We start from the raw sequence: 22,498 nt of genomic DNA, 5'->3' as shown, positions 1-22,498 counted from the left end.
GACTTTGCCGGAAAGCTGAGGAATAGGTGTCTGGTTACGAGCGGGGCCCCGCAGCTGCCTCTCCGACGTGACGGGACGCTGACCGCCGGACCCGCACCCCACCCAGGCCTCCCCGCCACCCCGATCCGAAGCCACAACACGGCCGGCAGTGCCGGGTCAAGGCACGCTTTCCCGCCTTGACGCGGCACTGCCGGCCGTAGTCACAATCGCGGCTTCGGGGTGGTGGGCACCAAGCTCGCCGGCCACGGCGACCTGGACCCACCCAAGCCAGCCGCACCTTCGGACCGCGCCCAACCTTCGGGGCCTGTCTGATTAAGAGCGGGACCCGGAAGCACAGCCCACCAGCCCGGCCTCACCCCTGCTTCCGCGCCGCCTGGGCCGCCTTCGCATACCCATCCGCCAGCCCGAACACCTTCTGCGCATACTCCGTCGAGTTGTTGTACGACAGGATCCCGGCCCACCACCCGCTAGGGCTGGCCATGTCCCGCCCACCCGCGCACAGGTACCGCGCCGCCGCCAGGGCCGCGTCGTCGATCTGCTGGGGATCCCCCAGCCCGTCTCCGTTGCCGTCCGAGGCCCACTTGCGCCACGTGCCCGGGATGAACTGCATCGGGCCCACCGCCCGGTCGACACTCGGGTCGCCGTCGTAGCGGCCGCCGTCCGTGTCGCCGATGGCCTGCACTCCCGCCGAGCCGTCGAGGGGTACGCCGATGATCGGCTTGGACGGGCGGCCGTCCGCTCCGAGGACCGCGCCCGCGTACTGGCCGTGGTTGGACTCGATGCGGCCGATGCCCGCGAGCGTGGCCCAGGAGATCTTGCAGCCCGGCTGGTCCGCGCGCATCGCCAGTTCCGCGTTGCCGTACGCCTGCAGCGCCCGTGCCGGGACGCCGGTGGCCCCGGCGACCTGGGCCGCCCACTGGGTCAGCGTCGCCGGGCCCGTCTCGCGGGGACGGGCCTGCTGGGGTGACGTCTGCTGCTCGGCCCCGCCCGCCACCGCGCCACCGGCCGGGGCGACCGAGCCCGGGCGGACGTCGGCCGCCTTCACCTGCAAGGCGGGGATTTCGGTGGTGGTCGGGCTCGCCTCGGGCGTCGAGGCGCGGGTGACGAGCCAGATCCCGCCGCCGGCCACGGCCAGCACGGCGAGGACCACGAGCAGCCGGGTGAGCACGGCCACGCCCGGAGAGCGCGGTGCCGGTGGGTCGGGGACGGCTTGCTCGGCTTCAGCGCCGGTCGGGTCGTCCTCGGGCTTTCCGGTCCTGGTGCGCACGAAACTCCGGTCCTCCAGCGTGATGTCGACGAACTGTCAACGAGCCCGCGCAGGCTAGCGTTACGCGGGCCGTCACGATCGTCTCATCACACCGGGTCACCCGGCCGAGTGGAAAATCAGGCGGACTTCTGCTGCCGCGCGAGCCGCGCGACGCACCAGGCCGGGGCGCTGCCGCGGCGCAGGTGCTGCAGAACGGTCATCGGCCCGAGCCGCCGGCTCAGGTCGGACGGCGCGAGCCCGGCCGCCCGGTAGTCGAGGGCCCGCTGGTCGAGCGGGCTGATGCCGGCGTCCCACCACTCCTCGGCCTCGGCGACGCCGCCGACCATCTGCCACCAGCCCGCGGCGGCGGTGAGGAGCTCTTCGGGCACTTCCGGCAGCCGGCTGCGCATCGCGGCGAGGTAGCCGGGATCGGCCGACTCGACCGGGACGAACCGCGACTGCCCGGTCCGGGCGCGCTGGCCGGGGATGCCCGGAGCCTGCGCGGGAGCGTCGGCCAGCCACGCGGAAGCGATGCGGTCGACCTCCTGCTCCTCGGGAGTCCTCTCGCGCTCGGCGGCCCACTGCCGGATCAACGCGTCCACTCCGGGATCTCCGGTCATCCCTGCCTCCTTGTAGGTCCCCGACGGACAGGCCCTGACGCCTGTCCCACGCGGTGGTGCCGCACGCACCAACCTGCACCTTGCTGAGTGGAAACTGCCTGCGTACCGGGGTTCTCCGGGGGGATGGCGAACCACCCGATCACGCAATGTGAGCACCGTAGGGCCGGGGTGGTCGTCTTCGCCAGACCCCGGATGCCACGAATTCGACGACCTGCGTGTTTTCGGCCGCAATCCACCCGGATGGTCGAGTGGTGGAGTCCGAAATCCGGGATTGGTGACACTGGGTGATTTACCGTCCGTTAAGACGCAGAGTAGTCACCGGCACCGCCCGTGGCGGCGCCGGCACGGAGAAGCACCAGGTCAGGAGAACAGCGCCCGGAAGAACGTGACGATCGCTTCGGCGCCGTCCTTGAGCCAGCCGAGCACGCGGTGCACGAAATCGGCGGACTGGGTGGGCTGGGTGATCAGGAAGAAGAGCACGAGCGCGACCACGCCGACGATCAGGATCTTCTTCACGCCGCCCGACATGAGCTTCCTCCCCGGCTCGCCGTCCCCGTCCTGGGAGTGGCCACCCCAATACTGTAGGGAAGGCGTCCACGGAAGACACCTCGATCAACCCCGGGAGCGGCGATGTCCCGCAACGTGCTGGTGCAGCGCGACGGCGTGGTGACGACGATCACCATCGACCGGCCGGCGGCGCGCAACGCCGTCGACGGACCGACGGCGGCGGAGCTGGCCGACGCCTTCCACGCCTTCGACGCCGACCCGGACGCGGCCGTCGCGGTCCTCACCGGAGCGGGTGACGCGTTCTGCGCCGGAGCCGATCTGAAGGCCATCGGCACCGACCGGGTGAACCGCACTCACCCGGACGGGGACGGCCCGATGGGGCCCACCCGGATGACCCTCGGCAAGCCGGTGGTCGCGGCGGTGCACGGACCGGCCGTCGCGGGCGGGCTCGAGCTGGCGCTGTGGTGCGACCTGCGCATCGCGGACACGACGGCGGTGTTCGGCGTGTTCTGCCGCCGCTGGGGCGTCCCGCTGATCGACGGCGGGACGGTGCGGCTGCCCCGGCTGATCGGCCAGTCCCGCGCGATGGACCTGATTCTCACCGGACGCCCGGTCGAGGCGGCCGAGGCCTTCGAGATCGGCTTGGCCAACCGACTGGTCCCGGCGGGCGAAGCGGTGACGGCCGCGCAGGAACTGGCCCGGCAGCTCGCGGCGTTCCCCCAGGCGTGCCTGCGCGGCGACCGGCTCTCGGCATTGGCCCAGTGGGGCAAGTCCGAAGAGGACGCTTTGGCCGCGGAGTTCGCGGCGGCCATGGGCACGGGGGTGCTCGCGGCGGAGGCGGTGGACGGCGCGGCCCGGTTCGCGGGCGGCGCGGGCCGCCACGGCAGCTTCGACTGACGCGGGCGGCCACGGTCCGCAGCCGTCGTTCACCGGACCGGCTGGATCGCGCGTGGGCCCCCCGGTTTCCGGTCAAGCGGCCGATAAGGTCTCCGGATGGACGACGACGGTGTCAGAGTCGAGCTCCGGCCGGTGGCCGAAAGCGATCTCGGCCTGCTGGAACGGCTGACCAACGATCCCGTCGCCGCCGGCGAGCACCAGTGGTTCGGCTGGCACGATCCCGGTTACCTGCGCCGCCGGTGGCTCGAGACCGGGATGCTGACCACCGACACCGGCATGCTCGTGCCGACGCTGGGCGGGCGCGTGCTCGGCCTGGTCTCCTGGCACCGGACCCGCACCGGGCCGGCGTCCTACTGCTGGAACATCGGGCTGGTGCTGGCCCCGGAGGCCCGCGGCCACGGCTACGGCACCGAGGCCCAGCGACTGCTCGTCGAGTACCTCTTCGCCCACACCCAGCTCAACCGGGTCGAAGCGACGACCGAGGCCGGCAACCGCGCCGAACAGCGCTCGCTCGAGAAAGCCGGCTTCACGCGCGAAGGCATCCTTCGCGGCTACGACTTCCGAGACGGCGAGTGGCGCGACCACGTCATGTACTCGGTCGTGCGCTCCGACCTGGCGAAGCCCTAGGCGATCACCCCCGCTGCCCGCAGGCCACCGAGGTCCGTGACGCCCAGTTCGGCGAGCACGGCTTCGGTGTCGGACCCCTTGGCCCGCGGCGCTTCCGGCGTCGACGGCGGCGTGCGGTCGAACCGCGGTGCCGGGGCCGGCTGGACCATGCCGCCGATCTCGACGAACGTGCCGCGCGCCGCGTTGTGCGGGTGCGAGGCCGCTTCTTCGGGCGACAGCACCGGCGTCAGGCACGCGTCGGTGCCTTCGGCGCGCGCGACGAGCTCGTCGCGCGTGTGCTTGGCGATCGCCCCCGCCACGATTTCCCGCAGGCGGGGCCACTGCGTCCGGTCGACGTGCAGCGGCAGCTCCGCCGGGTCCAGCTCGAGCACCTGCACCAGCGCACTCCAGAACCGCATCTCGATCGCGCCGACGGCGACGTACTTGCCGTCCGCCGTTTCGTACGTGTCGTAGAAGGGCGCGCCGCCGTCGAGCATGTTCTCGCCGCGGCCCTCCGACCAGAGGCCGGCCGCCTTGATGCCGTGCAGGCTCGTGGTGAGCAGCGCGGCGCCGTCGACCATCGACGCGTCGACGACCTGGCCGCGCCCGGACGTGTTCCGTTCGTACAGCGCGGCCAGGATGCCCATCGCCAGCAGTAGCCCGCCGCCGCCGAAGTCGCCGACGAGGTTGAGCGGCGGGACCGGCCGCTCGCCGGCGCGCCCGATCGGTTCGAGGGCGCCGGCGATGCCGATGTAGTTGATGTCGTGCCCGGCCGCCGTGGCCAGGGGCCCGTCCTGGCCCCAGCCGGTCATCCGGCCGTAGACCAGCCGCGGGTTCCGGGCGTGCACGACGTCCGGGCCGAGCCCGATCCGCTCGGCGACCCCGGGCCGGAAGCCCTCGATGAGGACGTCGGCCGTGTCGCACAGCTTCAGCACGAGCTCGACGCCTTCGGGGGTCTTGGTGTTGATGCCGACGGACCGGCGGCCGCGGGCCAGCGGGTCGGTCCCGATCCCGAGCACGTCCTCCCCCGGCTGCGCGCGGTCGACGCGGACGACGTCGGCGCCGAGGTCGGCGAGGATCATCGTGGCGAACGGCCCGGGCGCGAGACCGGCGAGCTCCACCACCTTCAGGCCGCTGAGCGGACCTGCTTTCATGACCGAGGTCCTTTCAGAGCGAGCGGGAGATGATTTCCTTCATGATCTCGCTGGTGCCGCCGAAGATCCGCGAAATCCGGACGTCGGCCCACGCGCGCGCGATCGGGTACTCGGTCATGTAGCCGTAGCCGCCGAAGAGCTGCACGCAGTCGTCGATCACCTTGTTGACGCGCTCGGTGGTCCACAGCTTGGCCATCGCCGCGCCCTGGACGTCGAGCTCGCCCTTGAGGTGGCGTTCGATGCACTGGTCGAGGAACGCCCGGGCCACCGCGGCTTCGGTCGCCGCCTCGGCGAGGGTGAACTTGGTGTTCTGGAAGGAGAAGATCGGCCGGCCGAACGCCGTGCGCTCCTTGGTGTACTCGAGCGTGAGGTCGACCGCCGCCTCCAGCCCGGCCACCGCGGTGACGGCGATGATCAGCCGTTCCTGTGGCAGCTGCAGCATCAGCTGGAAGAAGCCCTGGCCCTCCGCGTCGCCGAGGAGGTTGGCCGCGGGCACGCGGACGTCGTCGAAGAACAGCTCGGCGGTGTCCTGGCCCTTGAGCCCGACCTTGTCGAGGACGCGGCCGCGGCGAAAGCCCGGCGTGTCCGTCTCGACCACGATCAGCGAGACGCCCTGCGCGCCCGCGTCCGGGTCGGTCTTCACCGCGACAACCACCAGGTCGGCGTGGAAGCCGTTGGTGATGAAGGTCTTCGCGCCGTTGATGACGTAGTGGTCGCCGTCGCGGACCGCGCGCGTCTTGATGCCCTGCAGGTCCGAGCCGGTGCCGGGCTCGGTCATCGCGATCGCGCCGACCATCTCGCCGCTCGCCAGCTTCGGCAGCCACTCGCGCTTCTTCTCTTCCGAGGCGTAGGCGAGCAGGTAGTGCGCGACGATTCCATTGTGGACGGTGACGCCCCACGCGCTGTCGCCGGCCCGCGCCTGCTCCTCGTAGAGGACGGCTTCGTGGGCGAAGGTGCCGCCGCCCCCGCCGTACTCCTCGGGGATGGACAGACAGAGCAGGCCGACGTCGCCCGCCTTCGTCCACAGCTCGCGGTCGACCTTCTTCTCCGCCGCCCAGCGCTCCTGGTGCGGGACGGCTTCCTTCTGCAGGAACGACCGCGCGAGCTCGCGGAGGTCATCGAGCTCGGTCGTGCTCCACGAGCTCTTCGGCAGTTGCAGTGGCACGGGACCCTCCTGCTGGAAAACATTCCGATCAGCATGTAAGTTCTGATCGGAATGTACATCCATTCCGTCCGGTAGGTAAAGCAGGGAGGCCGCGGTGACCGAGACGGCGCACCGGACCCAGGCGCAGCGGCGCGAGCAGACCCGCACGGCACTGCTCGACGCCACCATCGACTGCCTGGTCGAGGTCGGCTACGCGCGCACGTCGGTGCAGGAGATCTGCGCCCGCGCGGGCGTGTCGAAGGGCGCGGTGCAGCACCACTTCACCGCGAAGGCCGAGCTGATGGCGGCCGCCGTCGAGCACCTGACGACCAAGCTGCGCCGCCAGCTCGCGGCCTCGCTCGACGATCTGCCGAGCGGCGGCACCGGCGTCGCCGCGGCGATCGACCTGCTGTGGGCCGGCTACTCGGGCACGCTCTCGACCGCCGTCACCGAACTGTGGGTCGCCGCCCGCACCGACGCCGAGCTGCGCGCGGCCATCCGCCCGGTCGACCGCGCGCTCGGCCGCGCCACGCTCGAGCACGTCACCCAGGTCGCCGGCGAACTCCCGCCGGAACGCGCGGAAATGCTGTTCTGGCTCACCGTGAACCTCACCCGCGGGCTCGCGCTGGACGCCGAGCTCGGCGGCGACCCGCACCGGCGGCGGCAGCTGCTCGAGGAGTGGAAGCGCATCGCCATCCTGCTCTACCAGGACGCCACCGCTGCGCCGAGCTGACCACCAGGGTGCTTTGCCCCTTATCCGCAGGCGGATTTCGTGGTCCAATCCCCTCCGAACGAGGGGAGTTCCGATGACCGCCGCCCCGTACCCGTACTCCTACGGCCCGCCGCCCGCACCGCAGCAGGCCGACCCGGGCGCCGTCTTCCGGCTGTTCGCCGCGATCCTCGGCGTCCTCGCCGCGGTGCTGGTGATCGCCGGGTCGTTCCTGCCGCAGACGTCGTTCGAGCAGGTGGTGAACGGCAAGACCGAGAGCAGCCAGACGGTCAGCGCCTGGTCGCGTTCGTTCTCCGTCGACCCCGGCGAGGAGACGAAGAAGTTCTACGAACAGACCCACGTCGCCCGGTACGGCATCCCGCTCACGGCCTGCGCGGTCGTCCTGCTCGCCGGGGCCGGCCTGGCGTTCGCCGGGGCGCGCCGCTCGGCCGGGCCCGGCGTGCGCGCGGGCGCCCGGACCGCACTGGTCGCCGGGGCCGCCGGGGCGGCCGCGGCGGTGTGGATGCTCGGCATGGACGTCTCGGCGACGCTGAGCTACGAGACCGACGAGGGGACGATCAAGTCGCACTACACGACCGGGATCGGCTTCTGGCTGCTGATCGGCGGCGGGATCGTCGCCCTGATCGCGCTGGTGTCCGCGGTGCTCGCCGGGCGGCACACCCCGGCCGCCGCACCGGGCGGGCCGCCGCCGGGGCCGTACCAGCAGCAGCCGCGGCCGTACCCGGGACCGCCGCAGCAGTTCGCGCAGCCTCACCCCCCGGGGTACCCGGCGTCGCAGCCGTTCCCCGCGCAGGCCCCGCCGCCGCAGACCGGCCCGCAGCCGCCGCCCGCGTACGGCGGTCCGGCGTCGCACCCCTTCCCGGCGCAGCAGCCCGACGACCCGTACGGCGGCGCGACGCAGGCCCAGCCGCACCCGGCGCAGCAGGATCCGACCCAGCCGAACTACCAGCTGCCGCCGCTCCACCCGCCCAATACGTGAATCTTATTCGTATCACGCTGGACATCTGACGTACCGACGGTATGGTGTACTCGTCGGTAACCCCCGCGCGACGTCGCGCGGACTCCGCCGGAACGGAGACGTCATGACCAGCACGACCCCCGCGAACGCAGTCGAAGACACCTCGTTGCCGCCGACCGTCGGCGGCGTCGCCGGGGCGCCGGGCGCGGCGCGGGCGGCCCGGCTCGTCGCCCGCGTGACCGGCGGCGCGGACTCCGCTCCGATCCGGATGACCGCGCCGTTCACCGGGCTGCCCATCGCGACCCTCCCGCAGGCCACCGACGCCGACGTCCGCGCGGTGTTCGCGGACGCGCGCACCGCCCAGCGAGCGTGGGCGGACCGCTCCCCCGCCGAGCGCGCCCGCGTCCTCACCCGCCTGCACGACCTGGTGCTCGCGAAGCAGCACGAGGTGCTCGACCTGGTCCAGGTCGAAGCGGGCAAGGCGCGGCTCGACGCGTTCGACGAGGTCAGCGCGACCGCGCTGGTGGCGGCCTACTACGGCAAGCACGCGGCGAAGCTCCTCGCGCCCCGCCGCGTCGCCGGCGTCATCCCGGGGCTGACCCGCGCGGGCGAGGTCCGGCACCCGAAGGGCGTCGTCGGGATCATCTCGCCGTGGAACTACCCGCTGGCCCTGACCGCGATGGACGTCCTGCCGGCGCTGGCCGCGGGCAACGCCGTCGTACAGAAGCCGGACAACCAGACCGCGCTTTCGGCGCTGTGGCTGCACGAGCTCGCCGAGGAGGCCGGGCTGCCCGCGGGGACGTGGCAGATCGTGCTCGGCCGCGGCTCGAAGATCGGCACCGCGCTGGTCGAGGAGTCGGACTACCTGTGCTTCACCGGGTCCACGCCGACCGGCAAGGAACTGGCCGGCCAGGTGGCGAAGCGGCTGACGTCGTACTCGCTGGAGCTCGGCGGCAAGAACCCGATGATCGTGCTGCCCGACGCCGACGTCGCGAAGGCCGCGACGGGTGCGGTGACCGCGTGCTTCTCCTCGGCCGGGCAGCTGTGCGTGTCGGTCGAGCGGATCTACGTCCACGAGGACATCCGCGACGAGTTCACCCGCGCGTTCGTCGCGCGGACCGCGGCGCTGCGGCTCGGCGGGGCGCTGGACTACCAGGTCCAGATGGGGTCCCTGACGTCGGAAGAGCAGCTCGCGGCGGTCTCGAAGCACGTCGAGGACGCCCGCGCGAAGGGTGCTTCGGTGCTGACCGGCGGCCGCGCGCGGCCCGACCTCGGGCCGCTGTTCTACGAGCCGACGGTGCTCTCCGGCGTCACCCCGGACATGCTGCCGTTCGCGGAGGAGACGTTCGGGCCGGTCGTGTCGATCTACGGCTACACCGACGTCACCGACGCGATCGAGCGGGCCAACGACACGCCGTTCGGGCTCAACGCCAGCGTCTGGTCGCGCAACGGCCGCGCCGCCTGGGAGGTCGCGGCGCGGCTGAAGGCCGGGACGGTCAACGTCAACGAGGGCTACGCGGCGACGTTCGGCAGCGTCGGCGTCCCGATGGGCGGGATGAAGGACTCCGGCGTCGGCCGCCGCAACGGCGCCGAAGGCCTGCTGAAGTACACGGAGTCCCAGTCGATCGCCCTCCAGCGCGGCCTCGCCCTGCGTCCCCCGCGCGCGGTCCCCGGCTCCCTGTGGTCCCGAGGCATGACCTTCGGCCTCAAAGCCCTCCGCCGCCTCCCCCGCTGACGTGATTGAAGGGTCAGCACGCGTGATTGGAAGGTCATCACTCGTGATTGGAGGGTCGACACGGCGAAACCCGCGGGCCCGGCCGTGTCGACCCTTCAATCACGCGTGTCGACCTTCCAATCACGCGTGTCGACTCTCTGATCACGCGTGTTCGGCGGTGGGGGCGGTGAGGAGGCCTCGGTCGTAGGCGATGGCCACTGCTTCGGCGCGGCGGCTGGCGCCCAGCTTGGCCATCACGCGGGAAAGGTGGACGCTCACCGTTTTTTCGCTGATGTAGAGCTCTTCGCCGACCTGGCGGTTCGTGCGGCCCAGGGCGACGCGCTCCAGGACGTCGCGCTCGCGGTCGGTGAGCGGGTCGGTGACCGTGCGGGCCGGGGGTGACGGCTCGACGCCGTCCAGCTCGACGCGGGCGCGGTGGGCCAGGTCGCGGACCGCGTCGCGCAGCGGGATCGCGCCGAGCCGGACCGCCACCTCGTGGGCCGCCTCCAGGGCCGTGCCCGCGTCCATGTCGGCCGCCAGCAGCGCTTCGGCTTCGTGCCAGCGGCAGACCGCCTGCTCGTAGACGGCGCCGTAGCCGAACGCCTCCGCCGCGGTCGCCCACTTGTCCGCGTCGCCGCGACCGGACAGGCAGGTGGCCGCCGCTTCCAGGCGGGCCAGCCACGCGCGGCCCTCCGGTCCGAGCGTGCCCGAGCGCGGCTGGCCGACGACCGCGCACATCCGGCCGTGCGCCAGGAGCCGCTCGCCGGCCGCCACCGCGGCTTCGGCGGCGGTCTGGTCACCGTGGAGCCGGGCCTCGGCGGCCAGCGCGGCCGCCGCGGACACGCCGAGCGCGGCCACCCGGATGCCGGCCAGCAGCCCGGGTTCGATCCGCTCCAGCCAGCCGATCAGGTCTTCGGCCTGGCGCACGGCGTCGGCGTGGTCGCCGCGCCAGTACGCCAGCTCGATCCCGGCGGCGCCGGCCGAGAGCGGGATCTGCATGTCCGCCGTCCAGTGCTGCCGCAGCCCGGACAGCAGCTTCGCGGCCTCGTCCGACCGGCCGCGGGCGACGACGAACAGCGACCAGATGGCCAGGATCCGCGCGGCGACCGCGTTGGACACCCCGCGCCCGGCACGCCCGGCGCTCTCGTCCGGCCAGTCGCCCATCAGGTACCGCAGCATCAGCTGCCGCGCCCGCAGTTCCAGCCCGTAGACGCTCCAGCTCAGCCCGGCTTCCTCGGCGCGGGCGACGCCGTGGGTGGCGTGCTCCAGCGCTTCGGCGAACTCACCCTGGTCGTCGTGGCTCAACGCCAGGAAGTAGGTCGCGCGGATCTCGGTGTTGTACGCGCCGACGTCCCGCGCCTTGCGCTGGGCCTGCCGCAGCCGCTCCCGGGCCTCGGCGGCGTCGCCGCGCGAGTCGGCCAGCGTGCCCAGGGTGACCAGCGCCGACGCCTCCGCTCCCGTCGCGCCCACGGCCTGGGCGTCGGCGACCGCGGTGAGCGCGCTGTCGAGCGCCGCCTCGGGCTGGTCGAGGATCCGGAGGAAGCCGGCCCGGCTGGCCAGCACCCAGGCGCGCGCGGAGCTGGGATCGGTGTCCTTGACCAGGTCCCAGGCCCGGTCGATGGCGGCGACCGCCTCGTCGAGCGTGCCTTCCAGCGCCAGCAGCGCGTCCGCCAGCCGCCGCCACACCTTGGCGGCCCGGTCGTTGGGGATCTCCGGCGTCAGCGCCTGGGTGGCCGAGCGGGCGAACGCGGCGGCCCGCTCGGGCTCGCCGGAGGTGCCCGCGAAGTACGACGCTTCGTAGAGCAGCTTCAGCTCGTCGACGCCTTCGGGCCGGTCCGCCGGGGTGACGGCGTCCCAGATGGACAGCGCCTGTTCGACGTGCTGCAGCGCCGACCCGGGCGCACCGAGTTTCTCGGCTTCGTCCATCGCGCGCAGCAACGCCGGCAGCGCGGTGGCCAGATCGCTGCTCTGCATCGAGTGGTAGGCCAGCTTCGCGTCATGACCGCGGCCCTGGGCGCGCGCCTTGATCCGCGCCGCGTACGCCGCGTGCGTGCGCGACCGCTCCCCCGGCAGCAGATCGCCGTACACGGCTTCCTGCAGCAACGCGTGCCGGAACGTGTACGAGCCGTCCGAAAGCACCACGAGCACGTGGTGCTGGACGGCTTCGCGCAGCGCGTCGTCGAGCTCGAGCTCCCCCAGCCCGGAAACCTCGGCGAGCGCGGCGTGCATGACGGGCTCGTTGGCCACCGAGATCACCCGCGCTACCCGGCGGGCGTCCGGGGAGAGCCGCTCGAGCCGGGACAGCAGCACCTCGGCCAGCCCGGCGGGCAGGTCGTTGCACTCGGTCTTGGTGGCGAGCAGCTCCTCGGCGAAGAACGGGTTGCCCTCGGAGCGGCTGACGATGTCGGCCACGACGTCCGACGGCAGCGGCTCGTCGGCCAGCGCCTCGACGAACTTGCGGGCGTCGACCGCGCCGAAGGGCCGCAGGTCGACGTGCTCCACCGTGGCGAGCCGGACCAGCTCGGCCAGCACGCCGCGCAGCGGGTGACGCCGGTGGACGTCCTCCTCGCGGTAGCTGCCGATGACGAGCAGCCGCTGCGCCCGCAGCCGGGTGAGCAGGAAGGACAGCAGGTTGCGGGTCGAGGCGTCGGCCCAGTGGAGATCCTCCAGCAGGATCACCACCGGGCGCGCCTCGGCGACCTCGGTCAGCACCCCCAGTACCGCGTCGAACAACTGCAGCTGACCGAGGTCCTGCTCCGGCCGGGGACGCACCATGGTTTCCCGGTCGTTGGAGGTCATCGGCGGGTGTTCGGCCGCCCGGGGCTCCTCGAAGCCCGGGCCCTGCGGCAGCAGCCGCCCGAGCGCGGGCCGGGCCCGCACCGCGGCGGCGACCGCCGGATCCGTCGCGCTGCCCAGCGGGGCGAGCGCCTCGGCGAACGGAAGATAAGGAAGACCGCCCTCGCGGACGTCGATGCAGCGGCCGGTGAGCACCAGCCCACCGCACGCCGCGACGTGCTCGCCGAGCGCGGTCAGCAGCCGGGTCTTGCCGACCCCGGCGTCCCCCGAGAGCAGCACCGCGCCGGCCTCGCCACGTTCGGCACGGGCGAAGGCAGCGCGGAGCCGCCGCATCTCGTGGGTACGGGCGACGAGCGGGATTCCGGAGCCGAGTCGGGGCACGAGGAGCATTGTTGCCTACCCCACCGACAGTTTCCGACCGCTTATCGCCTTCGACACCATCCCGCTGCCCTTACCGGGCGGTTTCGGCGGTCGCCCGCGACGCCTCCCGGCGCTGCTGAGCCGGTACCTCGACATCCGTCCTCGTGGCCCTGAAGTGCCGGGCGGCGCGGCGGGCGCGGGCGGCCCAGGCGCTGCGCCCGGCCTTCCGCAGTTCCTCGGCCCGGTAGGCCGCTTCGGCACGGACCGCGTCGAGCATCAGATCGCTGTGCATCGTGTTCCCCTGTTCCTCGGTTGGTAGCACTCAGGTTCGTCCTGAGGGCACACCCCGGGCATCGGGTGATCACGCAGGCCTGGGCGCGAAAAGACCCCTTACTCCCGGCCGAGCCCAGCTCGGCGGGGGTAAGGGGTCTTCCCGAGCGCCTCGTGTCTCAGTGACTCAGTCGAGGGCCGGGCCGCCGGTCCGCACCGCGGCCAGCAGCCCCCGCCAGCCCGACGCGGGCAGGCGGAACGCACCCCCTTCGGGGTCCTTCGAGTCGCGCACCGCGGCGCCGCCGCCGACGAACGCCACCTCGACGCAGTCGTTGCCGCCGCCGCTGTGGCTGCTCTTGCGCCACCGCGCCCCGGAGAGTTCTGCTTCCATGGTCCCCACTCCTTACTGTGTCCTCGGTTCCGGATGGTGCACCGGAGCCGGTACGGCCGCCTGTTCGGCGAACCGTCCGGCCGCCTCGGCGATCAGCTCCACCGAGTCGTCCGGCTTCAGTGCGGCCGCGCGCAGATGGTCGAACATCAGCCCGTAGCGCCGGACGTCTGTGGGTTCCTCCAGGTAGAGGCCGCTGGAGGTGCTGTCGTCGACGTAGACGACGTCCGGGTCGGCCTGCTCGGGGAACCCCATGATCAGGAAGGGGCCTTCCATGCCGGGGTGCGCGCCCGCACCGAACGGCACGACCTGGACGGTCACGTTCGGCTTCTCGGCGACGGCGACCATCCGGTAGAGCTGCTCGGCCATCACTTCGGGGCTGTCGACCACGCGGCGCAGCACGGCCTCGTCCATCACCGCCCAGTACTCCGGCGGCGGGGTCTCGGACAGCAGTTCCTGGCGGGCCATCCGGGCGGCGACGCGGCGGCGGATCTCGGCCTCGTCGGCGTCCGGCCGCAGCGCGCGGATCACCGCGCGGGCGTAGCGCTCGGTCTGCAGCAGCCCGGGCACGAGCAGCGCCTGGAACGCGCGCAGCGAGCTGGCATCGGCTTCGAGGCCGACGAAGGTGCCGGTGAAGACCTCGTTGTACGCGTGCCACCAGCCGCGCTTGCGGGCTTCCCTGGCCAGCTGGACGAGTGCCTCCTGCTCGTCGCCCATGATGCCGTAGAGGGCCAGCATGTCCCGGGCGTCACGCGGCGTGACGCCGACGTGGCCGGTCTCGATGCGGCTGATCTTCGAGGCCGAGCACTCGAGCTTCTCGCCGACTTCGTCGATGGTGAGGTCGGCGGCCTCGCGGAGCCGGCGCAGCTCTCCCGCCAGCCTCCGGCGGCGAACCGTGGGGCTCTGTCCCCTTGCCATCGCGGCACCTCCGGATGTCGAGTGCTACCTGTATCCAACCATCCGGGCGCGGAGTCGGTGGAGCATTAACCCGAGTCGATTCCGGCGCCGGAATCTGCAATTTGCAGAATGCTCTTGTATCCTCGCACCCTGCACTGCACCGGGCGCCCGTCAGTCGGCCAGCCGTGCTCTCGACCGGCCTCTGAGCAGGGTAGACGATGACCGCGCGAAGTGCCGCGCGATCATCACACGGAGGGGTCCGGGGCCGTCCCCCGATCGGTCCCGGCCCCCTCACCCGGGCCGAATGCCCTTTTCCCGCGGCCGATATTCGGGCCATTCGTCGCCCGTGAGGGTGATTTCCCGGCGAACTTCACAAGACGCGCAGGAGTCCTTCTTGGACGACCGTCGCGATCAGCGTGCCGTCCTGGGCGAAGAACCGGCCGGTGGCCAGACCGCGGGCGCCGGAGGCCGTCGGCGAGGCGCTGTCGTAGAGGAACCACTCGTCCGCGCGGAACGGGCGGTGGAACCACAGTGCGTGGTCGAGGCTGGCCCCGAGCACCTTGTCGGTGTCCCAGTAGACGCCGTGGCGCGCGAGCACCGAGTCGAGCAGCGTCATGTCCGAGGCGTAGGTCAGCACGCAGACGTGCAGCAGCTGCTGGTCGGGCAGTTTCCCGTCGGCGCGCATCCACACCTGGTTGCGGGCCGGCCGCTCGCCGGTTTCGCGGGTGACCCACGGCGGCTCGTTGACGTACCGCAGGTCGATCGGCCGCGGCCGGGCGTGCGCGCCGATCGCGTAGCCCTCGGCGCGTTCCATCAGCGTCGGCAGCGTCTCCGGCGCCGGAACGCCCTCCGGCATGACCTCGGCGTGCTCGATGCCCGGCTCGTCCGTCTGGAACGACGCCGAGAGCGAGAAGATCGCCTTGCCGTGCTGGATGGCGACCACCCGCCGGGTGGTGAACGACCGGCCGTCACGGATCCGGTCGACTTCGTACACGATCGGCACGCTCGGGTCACCGCCGCGGATGAAGTACGCGTGCAGCGAGTGCACCCGGCGTTCCTCGGGCACCGTGCGCCCGGCCGCCACCAGGGCCTGGCCGGCGACCTGCCCGCCGAACACCCGCACCGGCGAGTGGGCGGGCGAGACGCCGCGGAAGATGTTCTCTTCGATCTTCTCCAGGTCGAGCAGCGCGATCAGGCGGTCGAGCACCGGCTGGCCGCCACCGGGGAGTTCGTCTTCGGCGGCGGCCCTGGCCATTTCAGTCATGACAGAAAACTACAGCGGCGCGAAGCGCCTCCGCTGAGGGTGGCGGCGGGGAGGAAGGCGGAATTTACGTGCATACTGAGCGGTCGGTCTCTCAAGCGTGGTCGTCTTCACCGAGCCGGTGCACGCGGATCAGGTTGGTCGACCCGACGGTGCCCGGCGGGGAGCCGGCCACGATGACGACCAGGTCGCCCTTCTGGTACTTGCCCATCTCCAGCATCGCGTGGTCGACCTGCTGGATCATCTGGTCGGTGGAGCTGACCTGCGGGACGATGTGGGTGTTGGTGCCCCAGGTCATCGACAGCTGGCTGCGCACGCACTCCTCGGGCGTGAACGCCAGCAGCGGCAGCCGCGTGTGCAGCCGCGCGAGGCGGCGCACAGTGTCGCCGGACTGCGTGAACGCGACCAGGGCCTTCGCGTTCAGCCGCTCGCCGATGTCGCGGGCGGCGTAGGAGATGACGCCGCGCTTGGTGCGCGGGACGTGCGACAGCGGCGGCACGATCGGCGAGTCGGTCTCGACCGCCTCGATGATCCGGCCCATCGTCTCCACGACCTCGATGGCGTACCGGCCGACCGAGGTCTCGCCGGAGAGCATCAGCGCGTCCGCGCCGTCGAGCACCGCGTTCGCGACGTCGGAGGCCTCGGCGCGGGTCGGCCGGGAGTTGTTGATCATCGACTCGAGCATCTGCGTCGCGACGATGACCGGCTTCGCGTTCTCGCGGCAGATCTGGATGGCGCGCTTCTGCACCAGCGGGACCTGCTCCAGCGGCAGCTCGACGCCGAGGTCGCCGCGGGCGACCATCACCGCGTCGAAGGCCAGCACGATGGCTTCGAGGTTGTAGACGGCCTCGGGCTTCTCGATCTTCGCGACGACCGGCAGCCGTCCCTTGCCGACCCGGTCCATCACCTGGTGGACCAGGTCGATGTCGGCCGGCGAGCGGACGAAGGACAGGGCGATGAAGTCGACGCCCAGCTCGAGCGCGAACTCGAGGTCTTCGATGTCCTTGTCGGACAGCGCCGGCACGGAGACGTCCATGCCAGGCAGCGAGACGCCCTTGTTGTTGCTGACCGGGCCGCCCTCGGTGACCTCGCACACGACGTCCGGGCCCTCGACGCCCTTGACCACCAGGCCGACCTTGCCGTCGTCGACGAGCAGGCGGTCGCCGGGCTTGGCGTCCTTCGCCAGGCCCTTGTAGGTGGTCGAGACGCGGTCGTGCGTGCCGGCGACGTCCTCGACGGTGATCCGGACGACATCGCCGTTGTGCCACTCGACCGGCCCGCCGGCGAACGTGCCCAGGCGGATCTTCGGGCCCTGCAGGTCGGCGAGGATGCCGACCGCCCGCCCGCTCTCCGCGGCGGCGGCCCGGATCAGGTCGTAGACCTGCTTGTGGTCGCTGTGGCTGCCGTGGCTGAAGTTCATTCTGGCCACGTCCATGCCGGCATCCACCAGGGCCCGCATCTTGTCCGGGGTCGCGGTGGCAGGGCCCAGGGTACAAACGATCTTCGCGCGTCGGCTCACGTCCACATAGCGTAGACCCTCTTCGCGCGTTCGTCTGTACCGATCCCGAATGTTCAAGAAGATGTTCAGAAACCTGTCCGGTCAGGTTCCCGGCGGCCGCTCTTCCGCAGCCCCGCGGAGGATCGGTTCGAGCAGGCCGGGAAAGCGTTCCCGCAGGTCTTCGGCGCGCACCCGGACCCGGCGGTGCCTGCCGTCGGCGGTCATCCCGACCACGCCGGCCTCGCGCAGGATCCGGAAGTGGTTCGACACCGTCGAGAGCGGCACGCCCAGGCCGCCGGCCAGCACCGCGCAGGTCGACTCGGGCCGGGCGTGCGCCCGGCGCACCAGCTCGAGGCGCACCGGGTCGCCGAGGGCGTGCAGCACGGCCGGGAGCGCGAAGGCGTCGCGCGCGGGCTGAGGGAGCGGTCGCATGCCCCGATGGTACCTATCCTTCGACATTTCGGGATTGTCGAACTATTCTGGCGGCGAACAGCGGACCTCTGGGGGGATCGAACAGTGCAGACGGAAGTGCGCACCGGACGGGCGGCCCTGCTCGCGGTGACCGGCCTCGGCCAGTTCATGGTGCTGCTCGACAGCACGATCGTCGGCGCGGCCCTGCCCGACATGCAGTGGCGGCTCGGCACGGGGCTGAGCGGCCTGCAGTGGATCGTCGACGCCTACGTGCTGCTGGTCGCGATGCTGCTGCTCTCCGGCGGTGTCTTCGCCGACCGCTTCGGCCGGAAGCGGGTGTTCCTCGCCGGGGTCGCGGTGTTCACCGCCGCCTCGGCGGTGTGCTCGGCCGCGCCGTCGCTGGGCTGGCTGGTGGCCGGCCGGGTGCTGCAGGGCGTCGGGGCGGCCGCGTTGAGCCCGGCCTCGCTGGCCCTCCTGGCCGCCGCCCACCCGGTGCCGGCCGATCGGGTGCGGGCGATCGGGCTGTGGGCCGGGCTCAGCGGCATCGGCCTGGCCGCCGGCCCGGTGGCCGGCGGCGTGCTCGCCGAAGCGGCCGGCTGGCCGGCGATCTTCCTCGTCAACATCCCCATCGGCGTGGTTCTGCTGGTGGCCGGGCTCCGGGTCCTCGGCGAGTCCCGCGCACCCGGCGCCCCGGCGATCGACGTCCCGGGAACGGTGTTGTCCGTCCTCGGCGTCGGCGCGCTGACCTACGGGCTGATCGAGGGCGGGTCCCGCGGCTGGACGTCGCCGTCCGTCCTGGGCGCGTTCGCCGCCGCGGCGGTGCTGCTCGGGGGCTTCCTGATCGTCGAGCGGCGGAGCCCGGCGCCGATGCTGCCGCCGGGGTTGTTCCGGCGGCGTCCGTTCGCGGTGCCGGTCACGGCGATGCTCGTGGTCGGCTTCGCGCTGATGGGCTCGTCGTTCTTCTTCTCCCAGTTCTTCGTCCACGTCCAGGGCAGCTCGGTGCTGCGCGCCGGCCTGCAGACCCTGCCCACGCCGGTGGCGATGGTCGTGGCGAGCCCGTTCGCGGGGCGGCTCGCCGCCCGCCACGGCCCTCGAGTCGTGGTCACCGCCGGCCTGGTCCTGGCCGGGCTCGGACTGGTGACGCTCGGCCGGGTGGACGCCGCCACCGGCTATGGGGCCGTGTGGTGGCGACTGGCCGTCGCCGGCCTGGGGTTCGCACTGGCCATGTCCCCGCTGACCGCGGCGGCCATCCAGGCGGTGGACCCACGCGACGGCGGCCTGGCCTCCGGGATCAGCAGCACGGCCCGGCAGATCGGCGCGGTGCTCGGCGTGGCGGTGCTCGGCGCCGTCGCCGGCGGTTCGGCCGACCTCGGCACCGCCTTCGTCACGGCGGGTGTGGTCACGCTGGTCTGCGCGGGGTTCACCGGGTTCGGCCTGGCCCGGCACCGGCCACCGCGCCGCGACCTCAGCGACGCGGCTGTTCGCTCGGGCCGACGCGGTCGCGGGCCCACTCGTTGAACTCCCACAACTGCCGCCGGGCCGACCTCGACACCGCCTTCATCACCGCCGGCGCGGTCACGCCCGCCTGCGCGGCGCTCACCCGGCTCGGCCTGGCCCGACACCGGCCGCCGCGCCGCGAACTCAGCGACGAGGCTGCTCACTCGGGCCGACGCGGTCGCGGGCCCACTCGTTGAACTCCCGCAACTGCCGCCACGCCTTCCGGACCCGGTCCAGGGCACCCCGCTCGTGCAGCACGTCGTCGGGCTCCCAGCCGCGCACCGCGTACACCGAGCGGTACCGCAGGAGATCGAGGCGCGGGTGGTCCTCGGGGAACCCGCGCGGTTTCGACTTCAGGCGGTCGCCCTTGACCTCCCAGCCCGCGCGCTCCAGCTTGGCGAGGATCTTCTGCAGCGCTTCGCCGTGCAGCTCGGTGTCGACCGCCTTGCGGAACCGCGCGATCTGGTCGGACGCGAGGTGGAAGCAGCCGCCGCCGACGCGCAGGCCGTCCGGGCCGACCTCGACGTAGTAGGCGCCGCCGCCGCGGCCCTGCTCGATCACCGCGCCGCAGTGGGTCTTGTACGGCGTCTTGTCCTTGGCGAAGCGGACGTCGCGGTAGGGGCGGAACACCTTGGGCTCGCCGAAGCCGTCGGAGAACTCCGGCGCCAGCTCGGCCAGCAGCGCTTCCATCGGGGCCCGCACGTCGCTCTTGTAGGTCTCGACGTGGTCGTCCCAGTAGGGCTTGGAGTTGTCCTGCACGAGACCGTCGTAGAAGTCGATGGCGTACTCGCCGAATCCGCTGAACTTCACGCGGACGACAGTAAACGGGGGCACCGACGACTTTCGCCGGTGCCCCCGAAGGGTTACTTCGCGACGGCCGTGATCAGCTCGCCGTTGGTGGTGTCACCCGAGAGCTCCCAGAACATCGCGCCGCCCAGGCCCTGGGTCTTGGCGTAGGAGATCTTGCCCGCGATCGTCGCGGGCGTGTCGTAGCTCCACCAGTTGCTGCCGCACTTGGCGTACGCGGTGCCGGCGACCGTGCCGGTCGACGGGCAGGACGTCTTGAGCACCTTGTAGTCCTCGATGCCCTGCTCGTACTTGCCGGGCGCCGGGCCGGTCGCGGTGCCGCCCGGGGCGCTCTGCGTGACGCCGGTCCAGCCGCGGCCGTAGAAGCCGATTCCCAGCAGCAGCTTGCTCGCCGGAACGCCCTTGCTCTTGAGCTTCTGGATCGCCGCGTCGGAGTAGAAGCCCGCGGTCGGGATGCCGGAGTAGGACGTCAGCGGGGAGTGCGGAGCGGTCGGGCCCTGCGCCGCCCAGGCGCCGAAGTAGTCGTAGGTCATCACGTTGTACCAGTTGACGTACTGCGCCGCGCCGCCGTAGTCGGCGGCGTCGATCTTGCCGCCGCTGGTGCCGTCGGCGGTGATCGCCGCCGTCACCAGCTTCGAGCCGAACTTGGCGCGCAGGGCCTGGAGGAGGTTCTTGAACGCCGCCGCACCGCTGGTGTCGCAGGACAGGCCGCAGGCGTTGGGGTACTCCCAGTCGATGTCGATGCCGTCGAAGACGCCGGCCCAGCGCGGGTCGTTGACCAGGTTGTAGCAGGAGTTCGCGAACGCCGTGGGGTTCTTCGCGGCCTGCCCGAAGCCACCCGACCAGGTCCAGCCGCCGAAGGACCAGAGGACCTTCAGGCCGGGGTGCTTGGCCTTGAGCTTTTTGAGCTGGTTGAAGCTGCCGGCGAGGGGCTGGTCCCAGGTGTCGGCGACGCCGTCGACGCTGCCCGCGGCGTCGTAGGTCTTCTGGTAGTCGGCGTAGGCGTCGCCGATCGCGCAGCCGCCGTTCGTCACGTTGCCGAAGGCGTAGTTGATGTGGGTCAGCTTGCTCGCCGAGCCCGACGTCTCGATGTTCTTGACGTGGTAGTTGCGGTCGTAGACACCCCATTCGGTGAAGTAGCCGACCACCTTGCCGACGGAGGCCTCCGCGGTCTCGGTCGCGGCGGTGGCGGCGGGGGCGCTCACACCGCCCGCGACGAGCCCCGCGGCGGCCGCCACGGTCAGCAGGGCCGAGAAGCTCTTCCTGCGGAAACGGGACATGCGTTCTTCCTCCCGGGAATTACTCACGGCAACGCTGCCGGAGTGGTGGGGACCACACTCACCGTAAGTGGACTAGACCACTAGGTCAATGGTCCAGACCAGCGAAGGTGCGCATTCCTTGACAGGAATATGCCCGGCAGAGCACATTTCAGGGGTGATGCAGACTTTCGACGTCCTCGCCGAACCCCGGCGCCGGACCATCCTCGACCTGCTGCGCGACGGCGAGCGCTCGGTCGGCGAGCTCGTCGAGCGGCTCGAGCTGAGCCAGCCCGCGGTGTCGAAGCACCTGCGGGTGCTGCGCGAGGCCGGCCTGGTGACGGTCCGGGTCGCGGCGCAGCGGCGGTGCTACGCCCTGCGCCCGGAACCCCTGGCCGAGGTGGACGCCTGGCTGGCGCCCTACCGCCGCTTCTGGTCGGACCGGCTGGACGCCCTGGAACGCCGTCTCGACGAAACCGACCCCGCCTGAGCCCTTCCGGACCGCAGTGAATGACTCATTCCTGGCGTCCAGCGTCAGGAATGAGTCATTCACTGCGTTGGGTCAGGGGCGTTCGGGCTCCGGCGCCGGCTCGAAGGTGATCCCCCGCTCGGCCGCGCGGCGCTCGCCCCACTCGTACAGTGCCTGCAGCGCCGGCCGGAGCTCCTCCCCCACGTCCGTCAGGTGGTACTCGACGTGCGGGACCCGGCCGTCGAACTCCTCGCGGCGGACGAGGCCGTCCGCGGCCAGCTCGCGCAGCTGCTGGGTCAGCATCTTCTCGCTCACCCCCGGCATCCGGCGCCGCAGCTCGCCGTAGCGGTGGGCGCCCTCCTTGAGGTGCGCCAGGATCACCGGCTTCCACTTGCCGCCGATCAGGTCGACCGCCAGTTCCGTCGCGCAGTGGTACCGCTTCATCCCGCTCCCCCCTACGCACCGGAAAGTACGTGGTTGCCCGGCCGGAGCACCCCTGGTTGCCTGATCCGGTGATCGTGCCAGAAAGCCCCACCCTCTTCGACTGGGCAGGCGGCCACGAAGCCCTCGTGAAGCTGCTGACCATCTTCTACGGCCACGTCCTGGAAGACCCGTTGCTCGAACCCGTCTTCCGCGGCATGGACCCGGACCACCCGAAGCACGTCGCGGTGTGGCTCGGCGAGGTCTTCGGCGGACCCGCCGAGTACTCCGCGAGCCACGGCGGGCACGCCCACATGGTCGGCCGCCACCTGGGCCGCGGGATCACCGAAGAGCAGCGCCGCCGCTGGGTCACCCTGCTGCTCGACGCCGCCGACGAGGCGGGCCTGCCGGACGACCCGGAGTTCCGGGCCTCCTTCGCGGGCTACCTCGAGTGGGGCAGCCGCCTGGCCGTGATCTTCTCCGCACCCGGCGCCGAACCGGACCCGCACGAACCCGTGCCGCGGTGGGACTGGGCGAAGCCCCCCTGGCAGCCGCCGTCGGCCTAGCCGCATAGTGAGGGCAGCCGGAAGGA

The 22,498-nt window shown here is 72.0% G+C and carries 23 protein-coding genes; 8 read left to right on the top strand and 15 right to left on the bottom strand.

What is annotated here, in order from left to right; all coding sequences use genetic code 11:
• Positions 1-352: 352 nt before the first annotated feature.
• The 3 genes from ACFPLC_RS27975 to ACFPLC_RS27965 all read right to left on the bottom strand — a co-directional run bounded on the left by ACFPLC_RS27975 (position 353) and on the right by ACFPLC_RS27965 (position 2,394).
• Positions 353-1,267, bottom strand: coding sequence for a lytic transglycosylase domain-containing protein (locus ACFPLC_RS27975; RefSeq protein ID WP_378192881.1), 915 nt, complete (start codon positions 1,265-1,267; stop codon positions 353-355).
• A gap of 116 nt (positions 1,268-1,383) precedes the next feature.
• On the bottom strand, positions 1,384-1,866 hold the full coding sequence (locus ACFPLC_RS27970; RefSeq protein ID WP_013224355.1) for a hypothetical protein: 483 nt from the start codon (positions 1,864-1,866) through the stop codon (positions 1,384-1,386).
• Between the two features lie 360 nt (positions 1,867-2,226).
• Positions 2,227-2,394 carry a hypothetical protein gene (locus ACFPLC_RS27965; protein ID WP_191317131.1) on the bottom strand — a complete coding sequence of 56 codons (168 nt, stop codon included), beginning with the start codon at positions 2,392-2,394 and terminating at the stop codon, positions 2,227-2,229.
• A 102-nt stretch (positions 2,395-2,496) separates the two neighbouring features.
• On the opposite strand from ACFPLC_RS27965, the gene ACFPLC_RS27960 reads away from it, so the two are divergent.
• Entirely contained in the window at positions 2,497-3,270 is a 774-nt protein-coding gene (locus tag ACFPLC_RS27960; RefSeq protein WP_378192879.1) for a crotonase/enoyl-CoA hydratase family protein, read from the top strand.
• A 96-nt stretch (positions 3,271-3,366) separates the two neighbouring features.
• The gene (locus ACFPLC_RS27955) at positions 3,367-3,897 is read left to right on the top strand and encodes a GNAT family N-acetyltransferase (protein ID WP_378192876.1); all 531 of its coding nucleotides are present in this window, start codon (positions 3,367-3,369) and stop codon (positions 3,895-3,897) included.
• Here the strand turns inward: ACFPLC_RS27955 and ACFPLC_RS27950 are convergent.
• Together ACFPLC_RS27950 and ACFPLC_RS27945 are read right to left on the bottom strand one after the other, a co-directional pair.
• Positions 3,894-5,030: a CaiB/BaiF CoA transferase family protein gene (locus ACFPLC_RS27950; RefSeq protein WP_191317134.1), complete on the bottom strand. Its 1,137-nt coding sequence runs from the start codon at positions 5,028-5,030 to the stop codon at positions 3,894-3,896. The two genes, ACFPLC_RS27955 and ACFPLC_RS27950, sit on opposite strands and share 4 nt — an antisense overlap.
• 13 nt (positions 5,031-5,043) lie before the next feature.
• A complete protein-coding gene (locus ACFPLC_RS27945; protein ID WP_378192874.1) occupies positions 5,044-6,195 on the bottom strand; it encodes an acyl-CoA dehydrogenase family protein in 1,152 nt (383 codons plus the stop codon).
• A 94-nt stretch (positions 6,196-6,289) separates the two neighbouring features.
• Between ACFPLC_RS27945 and ACFPLC_RS27940 the strand changes: the two genes are divergently transcribed.
• From ACFPLC_RS27940 to ACFPLC_RS27930, 3 genes are all read left to right on the top strand, one after another.
• A complete protein-coding gene (locus tag ACFPLC_RS27940) occupies positions 6,290-6,907 on the top strand; it encodes a TetR/AcrR family transcriptional regulator (RefSeq protein ID WP_378192872.1) in 618 nt (205 codons plus the stop codon).
• 73 nt (positions 6,908-6,980) lie between these two features.
• The gene (locus ACFPLC_RS27935; RefSeq protein WP_378192870.1) at positions 6,981-7,883 is read left to right on the top strand and encodes a hypothetical protein; all 903 of its coding nucleotides are present in this window, start codon (positions 6,981-6,983) and stop codon (positions 7,881-7,883) included.
• 103 nt (positions 7,884-7,986) lie between these two features.
• Positions 7,987-9,597, top strand: a complete 1,611-nt coding sequence (locus tag ACFPLC_RS27930) for a succinic semialdehyde dehydrogenase (RefSeq protein ID WP_378192868.1) — start codon at positions 7,987-7,989, stop codon at positions 9,595-9,597.
• A gap of 141 nt (positions 9,598-9,738) precedes the next feature.
• On the opposite strand, the gene ACFPLC_RS27925 is transcribed toward ACFPLC_RS27930, so the two are convergent.
• From ACFPLC_RS27925 to ACFPLC_RS27895, 7 genes are all read right to left on the bottom strand, one after another.
• Entirely contained in the window at positions 9,739-12,762 is a 3,024-nt protein-coding gene (locus ACFPLC_RS27925; protein ID WP_378192866.1) for a helix-turn-helix transcriptional regulator, read from the bottom strand.
• Between the two features lie 61 nt (positions 12,763-12,823).
• Positions 12,824-13,024 (bottom strand): hypothetical protein, encoded by a 201-nt coding sequence (locus tag ACFPLC_RS27920; RefSeq protein WP_378192864.1) that lies wholly within the window; start codon positions 13,022-13,024, stop codon positions 12,824-12,826.
• A 165-nt stretch (positions 13,025-13,189) separates the two neighbouring features.
• Positions 13,190-13,393, bottom strand: coding sequence for a DUF397 domain-containing protein (locus ACFPLC_RS27915; RefSeq protein WP_191314917.1), 204 nt, complete (start codon positions 13,391-13,393; stop codon positions 13,190-13,192).
• Positions 13,394-13,405: 12 nt separating this feature from the next.
• The gene (locus ACFPLC_RS27910; protein ID WP_191314918.1) at positions 13,406-14,308 is read right to left on the bottom strand and encodes a helix-turn-helix domain-containing protein; all 903 of its coding nucleotides are present in this window, start codon (positions 14,306-14,308) and stop codon (positions 13,406-13,408) included.
• 349 nt (positions 14,309-14,657) lie between these two features.
• Positions 14,658-15,551: an acyl-CoA thioesterase II gene (tesB, locus tag ACFPLC_RS27905; protein ID WP_378192862.1), complete on the bottom strand. Its 894-nt coding sequence runs from the start codon at positions 15,549-15,551 to the stop codon at positions 14,658-14,660.
• 91 nt (positions 15,552-15,642) lie between these two features.
• Positions 15,643-17,067 (bottom strand): pyruvate kinase, encoded by a 1,425-nt coding sequence (gene pyk / locus ACFPLC_RS27900; protein ID WP_191314920.1) that lies wholly within the window; start codon positions 17,065-17,067, stop codon positions 15,643-15,645.
• A gap of 81 nt (positions 17,068-17,148) precedes the next feature.
• The gene (locus tag ACFPLC_RS27895) at positions 17,149-17,478 is read right to left on the bottom strand and encodes an ArsR/SmtB family transcription factor (RefSeq protein ID WP_378192860.1); all 330 of its coding nucleotides are present in this window, start codon (positions 17,476-17,478) and stop codon (positions 17,149-17,151) included.
• Between the two features lie 84 nt (positions 17,479-17,562).
• On the opposite strand from ACFPLC_RS27895, the gene ACFPLC_RS27890 reads away from it, so the two are divergent.
• Positions 17,563-18,975 carry a DHA2 family efflux MFS transporter permease subunit gene (locus ACFPLC_RS27890; protein WP_378192858.1) on the top strand — a complete coding sequence of 471 codons (1,413 nt, stop codon included), beginning with the start codon at positions 17,563-17,565 and terminating at the stop codon, positions 18,973-18,975.
• A gap of 123 nt (positions 18,976-19,098) precedes the next feature.
• On the opposite strand, the gene ACFPLC_RS27885 is transcribed toward ACFPLC_RS27890, so the two are convergent.
• Positions 19,099-19,764 (bottom strand): DUF2461 domain-containing protein, encoded by a 666-nt coding sequence (locus ACFPLC_RS27885; protein ID WP_378192857.1) that lies wholly within the window; start codon positions 19,762-19,764, stop codon positions 19,099-19,101.
• A gap of 53 nt (positions 19,765-19,817) precedes the next feature.
• The gene (locus tag ACFPLC_RS27880) at positions 19,818-21,041 is read right to left on the bottom strand and encodes a glycoside hydrolase family 18 protein (protein ID WP_378192856.1); all 1,224 of its coding nucleotides are present in this window, start codon (positions 21,039-21,041) and stop codon (positions 19,818-19,820) included.
• Between the two features lie 157 nt (positions 21,042-21,198).
• Here ACFPLC_RS27880 and ACFPLC_RS27875 point away from each other — a divergent pair, with 157 nt between their 5' ends.
• Positions 21,199-21,507 (top strand): ArsR/SmtB family transcription factor, encoded by a 309-nt coding sequence (locus ACFPLC_RS27875; RefSeq protein ID WP_378193158.1) that lies wholly within the window; start codon positions 21,199-21,201, stop codon positions 21,505-21,507.
• A gap of 72 nt (positions 21,508-21,579) precedes the next feature.
• Here the strand turns inward: ACFPLC_RS27875 and ACFPLC_RS27870 are convergent, their stop codons facing one another.
• Positions 21,580-21,930: a winged helix-turn-helix transcriptional regulator gene (locus tag ACFPLC_RS27870; protein ID WP_378192855.1), complete on the bottom strand. Its 351-nt coding sequence runs from the start codon at positions 21,928-21,930 to the stop codon at positions 21,580-21,582.
• Positions 21,931-21,998: 68 nt separating this feature from the next.
• On the opposite strand from ACFPLC_RS27870, the gene ACFPLC_RS27865 reads away from it, so the two are divergent.
• Positions 21,999-22,472 carry a group II truncated hemoglobin gene (locus tag ACFPLC_RS27865; RefSeq protein WP_191314926.1) on the top strand — a complete coding sequence of 158 codons (474 nt, stop codon included), beginning with the start codon at positions 21,999-22,001 and terminating at the stop codon, positions 22,470-22,472.
• The last annotated feature ends 26 nt before the right edge of the window (positions 22,473-22,498 follow it).

The organism is Amycolatopsis plumensis (assembly GCF_042652605.1).
GTDB classification, from domain to species: domain Bacteria; phylum Actinomycetota; class Actinomycetes; order Mycobacteriales; family Pseudonocardiaceae; genus Amycolatopsis; species Amycolatopsis plumensis.
The sequence above is the reverse complement of the archived record's forward strand: the minus strand, read 5'-3'. Positions and strand labels throughout refer to the sequence as shown.